This window comes from Cryptosporangium aurantiacum (genome assembly GCF_900143005.1).
GTDB classification, from domain to species: domain Bacteria; phylum Actinomycetota; class Actinomycetes; order Mycobacteriales; family Cryptosporangiaceae; genus Cryptosporangium; species Cryptosporangium aurantiacum.
Genome location: NZ_FRCS01000001.1, coordinates 1,241,284 through 1,255,723 on the forward strand (window position 1 = coordinate 1,241,284; position 14,440 = coordinate 1,255,723).

Below are 14,440 nucleotides of genomic sequence, written 5' to 3' on the forward strand. Positions count from 1 at the left end.
TGTTGAAGTCCCGGCTCAACGCCGGTGCGCGGCCTTCTCCGCGTACATCCGGGCGTCCGCCTGCGCGGCCAGCGCGTCGACGTCCCAGGGCCCCGGGCCGGACGTGACCGCGACACCGACGCTGACCCCGATCCGCAGCGGGCCGTCGTCGGTCGGCACCGGCCCGGTGAGCGCGGTGCGGACGCGGTGGGCGGCGGCCTCGGCCGCGTCCCGGTCGGCTCCCCGCAGCACGATGACGAACTCGTCGCCGCCCGTCCGGACCACGAGGTCGTCCGTCCCGACACACGTGCGCAGGCGGGACGCGACGGTCCGCAGCACCGCGTCGCCGGTCGCGTGCCCGTAGGTGTCGTTGACGCCCTTGAACCCGTCCAGGTCGATCCCGAGCAGCGCACCGTTCCCCTGCAGGGCGGCGTCCCGGCTGTAGAGCAGCGCGCGGTTCGCCAGCCCGGTGAGCGCGTCGTGGGTCGCCTGGTACTGCAGCGCGTCCTGGGCGGCGGCCAGCGCCGCGACCTGCCGGTCGACGGCGGCGGTCTGGTTGCCGATCGTCCAGGCGACGAAGAAGCCGAGCACGGCAGCGAACACGAACCCGGTGATCGACGCCTCGGCAGCCGGGCCGACGCGGGTGTGGTGTTCGGCCGTCGCGGCGAGGATCCCGGAGACCGAGGCGTACCCGGTCACACCGCACATCCACGTGAACACCGCACCCCGGCGACCGAACCGGATTCCGGCCACCAGGATCGGCAGGACCACCAGGCAGGCGCCCGCGGCCCGGCTGGTCACCGGCAACACGATGCCCGCGGCGAGGACGGCGCCCACGCTCAGCCCGATCTGCAGGACGCCGACCTGCTGGTACCGGCGGGTGTTTCCGGCGAACCGCACCGCAAGCACACCCGCGGCGCAGACCGCGAGCGTGAGCGGCCCGAAAGACGCGACGCTGAGCGGGGCCGCTCGCTCCAGCTCGGGTGGCAGGTACCCCCGAACCGCCCAGCTGATCAAAACCATGACGAGCCCCACGGCGCCGACGCCGATGCCGGTGATCTCGGTGGACCGGCGTCGCCGCAGCAGCGCCTCGGCGGCGGTCGGCTCCGGCGCGGCGGGACCGATGGCACCGGCGGGGGAGCGTGCGCGCCCCCGACCGGACCGCCGGAATCGCATGTCGCTGCCTTTCGTCACCCGTCGCCGAGGCGCACTCCCCTCGTCTCGTCGGCAGGCGACGGCCGGATCTGACCGGATCAGGCCGCGGTCGCCTCGCCCAGGTACCGGTGGAGCAGTTCCTCGCCCGCCGCGTCCGCCGGGCCCGACCAGGACGTCCGGCCGCGCTGCAGGATCAGGCACTGGTCGGCGAAGTCCAGCGCCCGCCCGGCGAACTGCTCGATGAGCAGCACCGACACCCCGGCCGACCGGGCACGTCCCAGGCTCTCGAAGATCAGGTCGACGAGCTTCGGGGCCAGGCCGAGCGACATCTCGTCGGCGATCACCAGCTTCGGCTCGATCATCAGCGCGCGGGCGAGCGAGAGCATCTGCTGCTCGCCGCCGGACAGCGTCCCGGCGAGCTGCCGACGCCGCTCGCCGAGGACCGGGAACAGCGTGAACGCGCGGTCCAGCCCCTCCGCGCGGCGTCCCTTGTCGACCGCCAGCCCCATCCGGAGGTTCTCCAGCACGGTGAGGCCGGGGAACACCCCGCGGCCCTCGGGCAGGTGGACCAGGCCGGCCCGCCGCACCTTCGCGGGGGACAGCTTGGTGAGGTCGCGGTCGCCGAAGCGGACCGTGCCCCCGGCCTTCGGCACCAGGCCGGACAGCGCGCGGGCCAGCGTGCTCTTGCCCGCGCCGTTGGGCCCGAGCACGGCCAGCGCGCTGTTCGGCGGGATCTCGAACGAGACCTCGGCCAGCGCCTGCGCGGCGCCGTACCGCACCGAGAGGTCACTGACCTGCAGGGTTTCGCTCATGCCTGCTCCTGTTCGTCGTCGAGCGCCGTACCGAGATAAGCCGCGCGCACCGCCGGGTCGTCCCGGATCTCGGCCGGGGTGCCCGCGGCGATCAGCACACCGAAGTCCAGGACGTGCACCCGGTCGCACATCCCGAGGACCAGCGGCACGTCGTGCTCGACCAGCAGCAATGAGACGCCGTGGTCGGCGACCAGCTCCCGCAGCGTGGTCGCGAGCTCCTCGGTCTCCCGCACGTCCAGGCCGGAGGACGGCTCGTCGAGCAGCAGCACACGCGGGTCGACGGCGAGCGCGCGAGCCACCTCGACCAGCCGGCTGGTGCCGAGCGGCAGCCCGGCCGCGGGCGCGTGCTGCACGCTCCCGAGGTGCAGCGCGTCGACGAGCGCGTCGACCCGTTCGGTCTCGGCCGCCGGCGGGCGGCGGAAACCGCCGCCGGTGAGGAGGTCGGTCCAGAGGCGGCTCTTGCTGTGCCGCATCCGGTAACCGAGGACGATGTGCTCCCGGACGGTGAGCGTGGAGAACAGCTCCGGGTGCTGGAACGTCCTGGCCAGGCCGCGGCGGGCGCGGGCCTGGGGCGTCGCGGCTGTCACGTCCTCGTCGTCCATCAGCACGGTGCCTGCGGTGGGCTTGAGCAGCCCGGACAGGACGCCGAACAGCGTGCTTTTCCCGGCGCCGTTCGGCCCGACCAGCCCGACGATCGACTGCGCCGGTACCTCGACGTCCACCTCACTGAGGGCGACCAGCCCACCGAAACGAACCGTGACGCCGCGCGCCGCCAGGCGGGGCGGTGCCTCTACTGCAGTGGTCATGCTCGCTCCTCTGCCTTGGCGTACGCCATCACCGGGGTCCGGCCGGTGCGAAACCGGGCCACCAGCCGGGCGATCGCGGCGCCGTTCTGGGCGACCGCGCCCTCCGGGTGGTTGGCCAGCGCGATCGCACCGAGACCGAACAGGATGACCGGGACCCCGGCCAGGTCGGACGGCAGGTACGTCGAGAACAGGCCGGGCATCAGGTAGAACAGCAGCCCGGCGGCGAGCGCGGCCATGATCGATCGCGAGCCGAGCGTCACCAGGACCGCGAGCCAGACCAGGCCCAGGAACGGGGCGAACGAGTCGGGCAGCGACGACTGGAAGTTCATCGCGAGGAACCCGCCACCCACCGCGGCGACGAACGACGCCACGCCGGAGACCAGCACCTTCGCCTGGACGACGCTGATGCCGAGCGTCCGGGAGCCGTTCTCGCTCCACCGCACCGCGCTCATCGCGAGGCCCGCCGTCGACCGCCGAAGGTTGAGCACGACGAGGCCGAGGAGGAGGAACGCGCCGAGCGTCAGCAGCGCGAACGTCTGGTTGTCCACCGCCCACGACGGGCGGGGCATCGGCTGGCCCGACCCGAAGTTGTAGAACCGGTCCCTGGTGAAGACCAGCGTCTGGACCAGCAGGCCGAACGCCAGCGTCACCAGCGCCACGTACAGGTTGCCCAGCCGGATCGTCAGCACGCCGAGAATGACGCCGAGCGGAACCACGACGATCGCGGCGGCGACGACCGCGAGCAGCGGCGGCCAGCCCTGGTAGGTCGTCAGCTCGGCGGAGAGCACGGCGCCCAGCCCGGCGAACGTGATCTGACAGAGCCAGACCATGCCGCCCTCGCCGGTCACCAGCGTGTAGGAGAGCAGCGCGATCGCCAGCGCGATGCCCGCTGCGGCCAGGCCCGCCCAGTACTCGCTCAGCGTCAGCGGCAGCGCGGCCACGATCGCGACGAACACGACCGTCGGGATCAGGCCGGGACCGAACCGGCTCAGCCGTGACTTCCCGGCCGTGACCGGTGCCGCCGGGGTCTCGTCCTGGACGCTGATCGCGCGGTCGAGCGCGCCACCGGCGGTGGTGTCGCCCGCCTGCCCACGGGCGGCGTAGTACAGCAGGAACACCAGCATGAACGCGAACGGGACGCTGGGTACGACCGCGGCGGTGAACGGGCTCTCCGGGTCCAAGTACTTCTGGATCACGGTCGTCACCAGACCCATGAGCAGCGCGACGCTGACCGCGATCGGGAGGCTGCGCAGGCGGGCGGCGACGACCGCGGCGAACGCCGCGGACATGAGCACGGTCATGCCCTCCGCGGAGAGACCGGCGGTCGGGGCGATCAGGATGCCCGCCAGGCCGGCGAGCGTCGCGCTCGCGGCCCAGACGCCGAGCGAGACCTGGCCGGGGCTGGTGCCGGAGAGGCCGGTGAGCGCCTCCGAGTCGACCAGCGCGCGCACCTTCAGCCCGACGTCGGTGAAGCGCAGTACGCCGACGCCGATCAGCAGGACCACGGCGAGGCCGAGGTAGGCCACCAGCTGATCGGCGTTGAGCACGGCGCCGAACGGGTGCCACGTCGCGAGTGGACGAGGTGCCAAGCCCGGGGCGGTGACGCTCGTGAGGTGCCCCATGATCAGCTCCACCAGCGGCGGGAGCGCGACCGACAGGCCCATCGTCGCCATCAGCTTCACCAGCATCGAACGCTGGCGGAGATGCCGGAAGAGGAGCCAGTACAGGGCCGCACCGAAGATCGGTGCGAACACCAGGAGCGCGACGACGGCCGAGGGGAGGATCGGCCAGCCGGCTTCGGTGTTGAGCGCGTAGTACACCCGCGCGACGGTGAAGGCCATCGCGGCGAACGCGAGGCTGAAGATGCCGGACGCCACGTAGGTGACCACGAGCGAGCCGGCCGCGATGGCGTAGATGGAGCCGAGGGCCAGCCCGGCGAGGACATAGGAGAGCACGGAGCCTCCAAGCACATGGGACGGGAGCACTGCGTCGTGCGGGCTCCCACGCAGCGGATCCATCACAGAGTGCTGCAGCAATGTGATGTGCGTCAACGCTTGTAAATTTTTCAATCCTTAGAAATGATTGCGGCCCCCATGCGTCCCGTAGCAGACGTGCGGGAAGGCGCTAAGGCCTCCGAGGCGGGCGTTATCGACCGCAGTGTCTGTGGTCGGCAAAATTTCGACGTTTCCACAAATGTCAGAGAGGACGAGGTGGAGCATGCGCGGAAGAGGCATCGCCGCGATCGGAGCAGCCTGCGCGGTTGCGCTCGTGGTCGCGGCGTGCGGTGACGGTGGCGGCAGCAGCACCCCCGGCGACACCGTCAAAGTAGGCATTCTGACGTCGCTGAGCGGCCCGAACAGCGCGGCGTTCAAGGGCACGGTGTCGGGCGCGGAGGCCCGGCTCGCCGCGTACGAGGAGGACGGCGGCAAGTGCGCTGACAAGAAGTTCGAGACCGTCAAGGCCGACGACCAGTCCAACGCGCAGGGTGCGCTGACCGCGTCGCAAAAGCTCATCCAGCAGGACAAGGTCTACACCGTGCTCGCGGTGAGCTCGTTCTTCTACGGCGCGACCCCGTACCTGACCACGGCCGCCAAGGGCACGCCGATCATCGGCGGTGGCTTCGACGGTGCCAAGGAATGGCAGAACACGAAGAACAACCTGTTCCCGGCCATCCCGGTGCCGAACTACTCGAAGACCTACACGACGGCCGGCGACTACCTGAAGAGCGTCGGCGGGACCAAGGTCGCGGGCGTGGCCTACGAGAGCCCGAGCTCCCAGCAGGGCCTCGAGGCGTCGCTGCGGTCGGCCGAGCAGGCGGGCCTCAAGCGCGGCTACGTCAACACCACGGTGCCGTTCGGCAGCACCGACGTCGGCGCGATCGTGCTCGGCATCATCCAGTCGAAGTCCGACGTCGTGCAGTTCGGCATCAACCCGGACACGTCGTTCGCGATCGTGGCCGGGCTCAAGCAGGCCGGCTACACGCCGAAGGCCGTCGTTTCGGCCACCGGTTACGGCAACGACCTGCTGGAATCCGCTCCGGCGGTGCAGGCGGGCCAGGGTGTGACGTTCACGACCGGGTGGGCTCCGAACGAGCTGAAGAACGAGGGCACCGAGCGGATGTCCAAGGCGCTGAAGGACCACGCCGGGTCGAAGTCCGGCATCCCCGGCTTCGCGCAGACCATGGGCTGGATGACCGCGGACATCTTCCTGCACGGCCTCGAGGTCGCGGGCTGCGACGCCGATCAGGCGAAGTTCATCTCCGACCTCCGGGCCGACAAGACCTGGGACGCCGATGGGCTCTACCCGTCGCCGCGCGACTTCACCACGATCGAAGCCGACGAGCAGTGCCAGTACTTCCTGAAGCTCGAGGGCAGCGCCTTTGTGCCCGAGCCGAAGGCCTCGCCGCTCTGCGGCAAGGTCGTCTCTGGTTGAGCCGACCAGGGTGCGGCCTTCGCGGCGAGGGCCGCACCCTTGCGGCTTGTCCGAAGCCGTTGCTAGCGTGACCGGAACAAATGTTAGGTTCCGGCCATCCGTACTCGAAGAGGAGTGCAGATTGACGTCGACTACGGAAGTACCGATCGATACCGAACTGGCCCGGCGCCTGTACTCCACGATGACGCTGGCGCAGGCCGTCGACGCCCGGTTGCGCAAGGGCATCGGGCGGGGCGAGTTCTTCGCAGTGATCTGGCCGTCTCGCGGGCAGGAGGCGGTCGCCGCCGGGGTCGGTGCGGCGCTGCGCCGTGACGACCGGCTGGTCACGACCTACCGCGGCATCCACGACCTGGTGGGCAAGGGCGTGCCGCTCACCGAGATCCTCGGGGAGATCCTCGGCAAGAGCATCGGCGCGTCCAAGGGCAAGGGCGGGACGATGCACATCACCGCGCCCGAGCAGGGCGTCGCGCTGACCACCGGCATCGTCGGCGCCGGCGTACCGGTTGCCGTGGGGCTGGCGCTGGCCGCGAAGCAGCAGGGCAGCGACCGGGTCGCGGTGGTCAACTTCGGCGACGGCGCGACGAACACCGGCTCGTTCCACGAGGGCATGAACCTCGCCTCGACCTGGCAGCTGCCGGTCGTCTTCGTCTGCCAGAACAACCTCTGGGCGGAGATGACGCCGGTCGGCGAGACGATGAACATCGACCAGGTCGTCGACCGGCGCCTGGCGTACGCGATGGCCGGTGAGCGCGTCGACGGCAACGACCCCGAGGCCGTGCACCGCGCGGTCACCGCGGCGGTCGAGCGCGCCCGCACCGGCGGCGGACCGACGTTCATCGAGGCGGTCACGTTCCGCTTCGAGGGCCACTACTTCGGCGACCAGCAGAAGTACATGCCTACCGACGAACTGCAGGCGGCCAAGGACGCGGACCCGATCCCGCGCTACCGGCAGCGGTTGATCGACGCCGGGTTGCTGTCGGACAGCGACCTCACCGCGATCGAGCAGGACGCCACCGCGCAGGTCGACGCCGCGCTCGCCGAGGTCCTCGCGGCGCAGGCCCCCGACCTGGCCGAACTCGACCAGGACGTCTTCGTGAACATGGAGGGCATCCCCTCGTGAGCGCCACGACCGAAGCGCAGCCCAGTACCAAGACCCTGTCCGTGCTGAACGCGCTGAACGAGGCGCTGGACGAGGCACTGGCCGCCGACGAGCGGGTCTTCCTGCTCGGCGAGGACCTCGCCGACCCCGCCAGCGGCGTCAGCCATGTCACCAGCGGGCTGTCCACCAAGCACGGGAAGCACCGGGTCCTGGACACGCCGATCTCGGAGGCCGCGATCGCGGGTGCGGCGATCGGCGCGGCGATCGACGGCCAGCTCCCGGTCGCCGAGATCATGATCATGGACTTCATCGGCATCGCCGTGGACCAGATCGTGAACCTGGCGGCGAAGGCGCGCTTCACCTCCGCCGGCCGGACGCCGTGCCCGATCACGGTCCGGACCTCCAGCTTCGGCGGCCTGGGCTCGGGCGCCACGCACTCCCAGTCGCTCGAGGCCTGGTTCATGCACATCCCGGGCATCAAGGTCGTCGTCCCGAGCACGCCCGCGGACGCCAAGGGCCTGCTCAAGGCCGCGATCTTCGACCCGGACCCGGTGCTGTTCGTCGAGACGAACATCCTCTACGGCAAGCGCGGCCCGGTCCCGACCGGCGACTACGTCGTCGAGCTCGGCAAGGCCGACGTCAAGCGGTCCGGTTCGGACGTCACGGTCGTCACCTACGGCCGCGGCGTGTACGACGCGCTGGACGCCGCGAAGGCCCTGGAAGACGAGGGCATCGACGTCGAGGTGCTGGACCTGCGCACGCTGGTTCCGCTCGACGTGCCCGCGGTGCTGGAGTCGGTGGGCCGCACCGGCCGGGCCGTCGTCGCGCACTACGCGGTGGAGTTCGCCGGGCCGGGTGCCGAGCTCGCGGCTCGGATCAGCACCGACCTGTTCGGCCAGTTACGGGCGCCGGTGGCCCGCGTCGGGGCACGGTTCCGGCCGATCCCGGCCGCCAAGGAGCTGGAGACCGCCGTCTACCCCAGTGCCGAGCGCATCGCATCGGCCGTTCGCGCAACCGTGGGATACGCCCGATGACTCAGAAGGTTCCCGTCCAGGTCCCGAAGCTCACGATGGCCACGACGGAGGTGACCTTCCTGGAGTGGCTCGTCGAGGACGGGCAGACCGTCGAGGAGGAGCAACCGCTGTACGTCGTCGCCACCGACAAGGTGGAGAACGAGGTCGCCGCACCGGCGTCCGGCATCCTCCGGCACGGCACCGCCGAGCCGGAGGAGGTCTACCCGGTCGGAACCGAGATCGCCACCATCGAGGTCGCGTGAGTTCCTCGGATCTGGTCGTGCTCGGCGGCGGATCCGGGGGCTACGCCGCAGCCCTCCGCGCCGCCGAGCTGGGTCGGACGGTCACGCTCGTCGAGAAGGACAAGGTCGGGGGCACCTGCCTGCACCGCGGGTGCATCCCGACCAAGGCGCTGCTGCACGCCGGTGAGGTCGCGGACGCCACCCGCGGCGCCGCCGGCGTGGGCATCCGTGCCACGTTCGACGGCGTCGACGCGGCCGGCGTCCAGAAATACACGGACGCGGTGATCGCCAAGAACTGGAAGGGCCTGCAGGGCCTGATCGCCGCTCGCGGCATCACGGTGGTGTCGGGGGAGGGGCTTCTGGTCGCCCCGGACACGGTGCGGGTCGGCGACGAGGAGTACCGCGGTTCGGCGATCGTGCTCGCCACCGGCTCGTCGCCGGTGGTGCCGCCGGGGATCACCGTGGACGGCCGAGCCGTGCTCACGTCCGAGGACGCGCTGGCGCTGGACGTCGTGCCCGGTTCGGCGATCGTGCTGGGCGGGGGCGTGATCGGCTGCGAGTTCGCGTCCGCGTGGACGTCGCTGGGCGCGTCGGTGACGATCGTCGAGGCGTTGCCGCGGCTGCTGCCGAGCGAGGACGAGGCGAGCTCGAAGCTGCTGGAGCGGGCGTTCCGGCGGCGGAAGATCGGTCTGCGGCTGGGGTCGCGGGCGGCCGAGGTGGAGCGGATCGCTGACGGCGTCCGCGTGACCCTGGACGACGGTTCCACGTTAGAGGCAGACCTGCTCCTGGTGGCCGTCGGGCGGCGGGCGAACACTCAAGGCCTGCCGGTCGACATCCGGGACGGCCACGTCGTCGTCGACGAGTACTGCCGTACGTCGGTGCCCGGGGTGTACGCCGTCGGCGACCTGCTGAACACGCCGCAGCTGGCCCACGCCGGGTTCGCCGAGGGGATCCTGGCCGCGGAACACCTCGCCGGGCTCGCCGTCGAACCGATCGACTACGCCGGCGTACCACGCGTCACCTACAGCTCGCCGGAGGTCGCGTCGGTCGGGCTGACCGAGGCACAAGCGGTCGACCGGTACGGCGCGGACGCCGTCCGCACCGTCACCTACGACCTCACTGGGAACGGGCGATCGGCGATCCTCGGCACCCGCGGTGCGGTGAAGCTCGTGGCGACCGGCGATCGTGTCGTCGGTACCCACCTGGTCGGCGACCGGGTGAGCGAGCTGATCGCGGAGGCCCAGGTGCTGTACGCGCTGCAGCCGTCGGCATCGACGGTCGCCGGGCTGATCCATCCGCATCCCACGCAGTCCGAGGCCATCGGCGAGGCGCACCTGCTGCTGGCCGGGAAGCCGCTCCACGTTCACGGATAGGGTCTTCATGACACAGGTACAGGCTCCTCATCGGGAGCGGATGACCCGGATGCGCCGGATCATCGCGAGCCGGATGGTCGAGTCGCTGCAGACGTCCGCGCAGCTCACGTCCGTGGTCGAAGTGGACGTGAGCGCGGTCGCCGAGCAGCGGCGCAGGCACAAGGACGCGTTCCGGGCGCAGCACGGCGTCGGACTGTCGTATCTGCCGTACTTCGCGCTGGCGACCGTGCAGGCGCTGGCCGAGCACCCGATCGTCAATGCCTCGGTGATCGCGGAGACCAACGAGATCGAGTACCACCCCGCTGCACACCTCGGGATCGCGGTCGACACCGACCGCGGCCTGATGGTGCCGGTGATCCACGACGCCGGGGACCTCGACCTGGCCGGGCTCGCGGTCGCGATCGACGACGTGGCGGCCCGGACCAGGGAGAACAAGCTCCGGCCGGACGAGGGCAGCGGCGGCACGTTCACGATCACGAACACCGGGAGCCGGGGCGCGCTGTTCGACACCCCGATCATCAACGCGCCGCAGTCCGCGATCCTCGGCACCGGCGCGGTCGTACGCCGCCCGGTCGCGCTGCTCGACGGCGAGGGCGCGGAGTGGGTGGCGATCCGGTCGATGGTGTACCTGGCGCTCTCCTACGACCACCGGATCGTCGATGGCGCCGACGCCGCGCGGTTCTTGACCGACGTCAGGCGTCGCCTGGAAGACCCGCAGTGGGCAGACGAGGTGACGCGATGACCGGCTACATCGGCAGTTCGGTGCGGGAGATCGAGGCGACGCCGGACGCGGTGCTGACCGCGGGCCTGCTGGACCGGCTGAAGGACCTGGACGCGACCCGGATCAACAAGGACGACCAGATCGTGCTCCGGAAAGCGGTGCTCGGGCTGCTCGCGATCGTGGCTGAGCTGGAGGCCCGGATCGTCGAGCTCGAAGCGCGCTGATCAGAACCTTCCCTGCGCGACCCGGGCGGCCTCCACGCGGATCTCGGCCGCGACCCGATCGAGTTCGTCGGTGATCCGGGCGCTCGGGCCGGCGACGGCCAGGCACGCCACGACCCGTCCCTGGACGAGGATCGGGCTCGCGGCCGCCGACACGTCCGGCACGGTCTCGCCGCGGTTGACCGCGTAACCCTGCTCCCGCACCCGGTCGAGCTCCTCCACGATCAGCGGACGCCGGGCCGCCTCGACGTGCTCGGCGAGGTACGCGTCGCGCCGGCGCGGGGAGAAGTGCGCGAGGAAGCACTTGCCGGAGCTGGTCGGGTACAGCGGCCGGCGGCGGTGCAGCGGCGCGGAGTACTTGATCAGTTGGCCGGACTCGACCATCTCCACATAGACGACCGCGTCGCCCACCAGCCGGCAGAGGATCGCGGTCTCGTCGAGGGACCGCTGGAGGTTCTCCAGCGCGCGCCGGGCGGACAGCGTGAACTCCGCGCGCGCCGGGCGGACCAGGACGTCCAGCGCCGGCCCCAGCCGGTAGACGCCCGCCTGCTCCTCCAGGTAACCGGTGGCGACCAGACCCTTCACCAGGCCGTGCACCGAGGACTTCGGCGCGCCCAGCAGCGAGGCCAGCCCGGCGAGCCGGACGCCGTCCCGGCTCTGCCCGGCCGCCTCGAGGATCGTCGTCACCCGGCTGACCGTCCGGTGTTCGCGCGCCAGGGCGTCCGACATCGTTGCTCCTCCCACCACGTCCGTGGCCCCACCGCGTGTCCGGGACCATTGTGCGCCCCGCGGAATCGCGACCCGTTGACAGGCCTTCCGGGGCCTCTTACGTTGGCATAAGCGAACGCCAGTTCCGATATACGGACGGAGCATAGATGTTCCAGTCGTCCTCGGGGTGGGGCAGTGAGGTGGTCGAGAGCACGCTGCACGGCCACCCCTGCCTGATGTACGCCACCCGTCCCCGGAGCCTGTCCGATGTGCTCGACGCGTCGTTGCGCTGGTCCGACCGGGTGTTCCTGGTCCAGGGCGAGCGTCGGATCACGTTCGCCCAGCACCACCGGGCCGTGCAGGCGGTAGCGAACCGGCTCCGCGAGTACGGGGTGGGCGAGGGTGACCGGGTCGCGCTGTACGCCGCGAACTCGCACGAGTGGGTCACCACGTTCTTCGCGACGATCGCGCTGGGCGCCGTGGCCGTGCCGTGCAACGGCTGGTGGGCGGGGGCGGAGCTGGCGCACGCGTGCGGCGTCGTCACGCCGACTGTGGTCGTCTGCGACGAACGGCGGGCCGAGCGGGTCCCACCGGAGCTGCGCCGGATCGCGCTGACCGACCTGGTGACCGACGACGTCTGGGACGCGCCGGCCGCGGCCCGCCTGCCGAACCCCGCGGACGAGAACGCGCCCGCGGTCGTGCTGTTCACCGCCGGGACGACCGGCTTTCCGAAGGGTGCGGTCCTCGCCCACCGGTCCCTGATCGCGAACCTCCAGACGCTGCTCGTGGTCTCCCGCAAGCTGCCGCACGAGATCGCCGACGACGCGCCGGAGAGCGTCACGCTGGTGGGGTTGCCGCTGTTCCACATCGGGGCGATCCAGCTGATCCTGGTGCCGCTGATGACCGGTGGCCGGGTGGTCTTCCCGGCCGGCCGGTTCGACCCGGAGGAGGTGCTGCGCCTGATCGACCGGGAAGGCGTCACGATGTTCTCCGGCGTGCCCACGATGGCCGACCGCCTGCTGCGGCACCCGGACGCCGCCGGGCGTGAATATCCGACGTTGCGCACCGTGGTTCTGGGTGGTTCGCCGGTCAGCGACGAGCTGCTGGAGCGGGTGTCGACGACGTTCCCGAACAGCCGGCGCCGGGTCGGCCGCACCTACGGGCTCACCGAGGCGGGCGGCGTCGTGAGCACCGGCGTCGGCGAGCAGGTCGCCGCGCGTCCGGGCACCTCGGGCCGGCTCGGCCCGGTCGTCGAGGTCCGGATCTCCGAGCCGGGGGCGGACGGCGAAGGGGAGGTGCTGGTCCGGTCGCCGTCGTCGATGGACGGGTACTGGGGCCTGCCCGGCGACCCGACGCTCGACGCCGACGGCTGGATCCACACCGGGGACCTCGGCCGGCTGGACGACGACCGGTTCCTCTACATCACCGGCCGCCGCAAGGAGGTCGTGATCCGGGGCGGCGAGAACGTGTCCGCGGTTCGCGTGGAGACCGTGTTGCACGAGCACCCGGACGTCGCCGAGGTCGCGGTGATCGGGCTGCCCGACCCGGACCTGGGCGAAATTGTCGCGGCGGCCGTGGTGCCCGCCGCGGGCGCGGAACCCACGGCGGGCGAACTCGAACGCTGGGCACGGGCTTCGCTGGCTCACTTCGCCGTCCCCAGCCGGTGGTGGATCCGCGCCGAGCCGCTGCCGGTCAACGACGCGGGCAAGGTCGTGAAGGCGCGGCTGGCGCAGGAATGGCCCGATTAAGCCGCGGGACGCCGGGGCAGGACCACCCGGGCCGTGCCGCGCGCGGACTCGTGACCGTCCTGGTTGACCGCGTACAGCGACACCTCGACGGTCCCCGTCGAGGTGTCGACCGCGGTCACCCGGCCGTCGCAGGTGACGAGTTCGCCGAGGACGTTGTGCCGCCGCACCTGGACGTCGAGGTACTGCAGGAACCCGTCGTCACCCATCCAGTCGGTGACGACGTGGCCCATCCACGAGACCCGCTCCGGCCCGTAGTCGTAGGCGCCGGGCACCCCGACGCGGCGGGCCAGGTCCGGGTCCCAGTGGACCCGCTCGGGTGGCTCGGGGACGCCCCACTCGTTCGGGATCCCCAGCGCCGGGTGCCGGTCGAACAGGTCGAACGCGTCGCCGTGGGCGCGCACGTAGAGGCCGCCCCAGCCGAGCAGGTACGCGATCGCGGTCGTCGCGGTGTACGGACCCTTGGTCACCGCGGGCAGGTGCTCGTCGACCGTGACGTCCTCGACGTAGCGGGGGGTCGCGCCGCGCCGGCGCGCCTCCTCGTCGCGGTAGCGCTGGGCGATGTCCGCGATCTGCTCGGGCGACCACTCGACCCGGATCTCCTCGTACTTCTTCGCCTCCCGGGCGCTGTCGCGCTCGGTGCGGAAGCAGTAGGAGTGGCCGGTGCAGACCAGTTCGCCGTCCGGGTCGCGGAACGGGACCCGGTAGATCTGCTGCCAGGATCGTCCGGCGAACCGGCTCGGCCGCTCAATCAGCTCCGCGAGCGTCGCCTCGCCGGTGAGCCGGTCGCCGACCCGCAGCGGCCTGGTGAAGTCGAACGTGGCGCCGGCGTACATCGCGTGGATGCCCGGCAGCCCGGAGACGTAGCCGCTGAAGACCTTGTCCATGGCGAGCAAGGCGGACGGCGGGGCGAGCTGCGTTCGCCCGTGCGCCGCGGCGTAGTCGGGGTCCGTCCAGAGCGGATTGCGGTCGCCGATTCCGAACGCGTAGTGCCGGATGGCGTCCGAGGTCAGCTCGGTGACGTGTGGCCGGTCGCTGCGGACCGGCTTGCCGATCATGTCTCGCAGGTCCTGTACCTGCTGAGCGTTGATCTGGGGAAATTCGCGCGTGGCTTCGGTCGTCATCCTCAGTCCC

14 protein-coding genes are annotated in these 14,440 nt (G+C 71.4%); 8 read left to right on the top strand and 6 right to left on the bottom strand.

Features of this window, described 5'->3' with window-relative positions; translation table 11 throughout:
- Window positions 1-15: 15 nt before the first annotated feature.
- The 4 genes from BUB75_RS05470 to BUB75_RS05485 all read right to left on the bottom strand — a co-directional run bounded on the left by BUB75_RS05470 (window position 16) and on the right by BUB75_RS05485 (window position 4,707).
- Window positions 16-1,155, bottom strand: coding sequence for a GGDEF domain-containing protein (locus BUB75_RS05470; RefSeq protein WP_073252009.1), 1,140 nt, complete (start codon window positions 1,153-1,155; stop codon window positions 16-18).
- A gap of 77 nt (window positions 1,156-1,232) precedes the next feature.
- Complete coding sequence (locus BUB75_RS05475) at window positions 1,233-1,946, bottom strand: ABC transporter ATP-binding protein (protein ID WP_073252011.1); 714 nt, start codon at window positions 1,944-1,946, stop codon at window positions 1,233-1,235.
- Entirely contained in the window at window positions 1,943-2,752 is an 810-nt protein-coding gene (locus BUB75_RS05480; RefSeq protein ID WP_073252013.1) for an ABC transporter ATP-binding protein, read from the bottom strand. The genes BUB75_RS05475 and BUB75_RS05480 overlap by 4 nt, the downstream gene beginning before the upstream one ends.
- Window positions 2,749-4,707 carry a branched-chain amino acid ABC transporter permease gene (locus BUB75_RS05485; RefSeq protein ID WP_084740234.1) on the bottom strand — a complete coding sequence of 653 codons (1,959 nt, stop codon included), beginning with the start codon at window positions 4,705-4,707 and terminating at the stop codon, window positions 2,749-2,751. Before BUB75_RS05485 ends, BUB75_RS05480 begins: the two co-directional genes overlap by 4 nt.
- A 262-nt stretch (window positions 4,708-4,969) precedes the next feature.
- Between BUB75_RS05485 and BUB75_RS05490 the strand changes: the two genes are divergently transcribed.
- The 7 genes from BUB75_RS05490 (at window position 4,970) to BUB75_RS05520 (ending at window position 10,856) form a co-directional block, all read left to right on the top strand.
- Entirely contained in the window at window positions 4,970-6,184 is a 1,215-nt protein-coding gene (locus BUB75_RS05490) for an ABC transporter substrate-binding protein (protein WP_073252015.1), read from the top strand.
- A gap of 181 nt (window positions 6,185-6,365) precedes the next feature.
- The gene (locus BUB75_RS05495; RefSeq protein WP_084740235.1) at window positions 6,366-7,304 is read left to right on the top strand and encodes a thiamine pyrophosphate-dependent enzyme; all 939 of its coding nucleotides are present in this window, start codon (window positions 6,366-6,368) and stop codon (window positions 7,302-7,304) included.
- Entirely contained in the window at window positions 7,301-8,317 is a 1,017-nt protein-coding gene (locus BUB75_RS05500) for an alpha-ketoacid dehydrogenase subunit beta (protein ID WP_073252019.1), read from the top strand. The genes BUB75_RS05495 and BUB75_RS05500 overlap by 4 nt, the downstream gene beginning before the upstream one ends.
- A complete protein-coding gene (locus BUB75_RS05505) occupies window positions 8,314-8,559 on the top strand; it encodes a biotin/lipoyl-containing protein (protein WP_073252021.1) in 246 nt (81 codons plus the stop codon). Before BUB75_RS05500 ends, BUB75_RS05505 begins: the two co-directional genes overlap by 4 nt.
- Window positions 8,556-9,911, top strand: a complete 1,356-nt coding sequence (gene lpdA, locus BUB75_RS05510; RefSeq protein ID WP_073252023.1) for a dihydrolipoyl dehydrogenase — start codon at window positions 8,556-8,558, stop codon at window positions 9,909-9,911. Before BUB75_RS05505 ends, lpdA begins: the two co-directional genes overlap by 4 nt.
- Before the next feature lie 7 nt (window positions 9,912-9,918).
- Window positions 9,919-10,653 (top strand): 2-oxo acid dehydrogenase subunit E2, encoded by a 735-nt coding sequence (locus BUB75_RS05515; RefSeq protein WP_073252025.1) that lies wholly within the window; start codon window positions 9,919-9,921, stop codon window positions 10,651-10,653.
- Window positions 10,650-10,856, top strand: a complete 207-nt coding sequence (locus tag BUB75_RS05520; protein ID WP_073252027.1) for a hypothetical protein — start codon at window positions 10,650-10,652, stop codon at window positions 10,854-10,856. The genes BUB75_RS05515 and BUB75_RS05520 overlap by 4 nt, the downstream gene beginning before the upstream one ends.
- On the opposite strand, the gene BUB75_RS05525 is transcribed toward BUB75_RS05520, so the two are convergent.
- A complete protein-coding gene (locus tag BUB75_RS05525) occupies window positions 10,857-11,582 on the bottom strand; it encodes an IclR family transcriptional regulator (RefSeq protein WP_073252029.1) in 726 nt (241 codons plus the stop codon). It abuts the gene before it with no gap.
- Between the two features lie 146 nt (window positions 11,583-11,728).
- On the opposite strand from BUB75_RS05525, the gene BUB75_RS05530 reads away from it, so the two are divergent.
- Window positions 11,729-13,309 carry a class I adenylate-forming enzyme family protein gene (locus BUB75_RS05530; RefSeq protein WP_073252031.1) on the top strand — a complete coding sequence of 527 codons (1,581 nt, stop codon included), beginning with the start codon at window positions 11,729-11,731 and terminating at the stop codon, window positions 13,307-13,309.
- Here BUB75_RS05530 and BUB75_RS05535 read toward each other — a convergent pair.
- Window positions 13,306-14,430, bottom strand: coding sequence for an FAS1-like dehydratase domain-containing protein (locus tag BUB75_RS05535; protein WP_073252033.1), 1,125 nt, complete (start codon window positions 14,428-14,430; stop codon window positions 13,306-13,308). The two genes, BUB75_RS05530 and BUB75_RS05535, sit on opposite strands and share 4 nt — an antisense overlap.
- Window positions 14,431-14,440 lie beyond the last annotated feature (10 nt).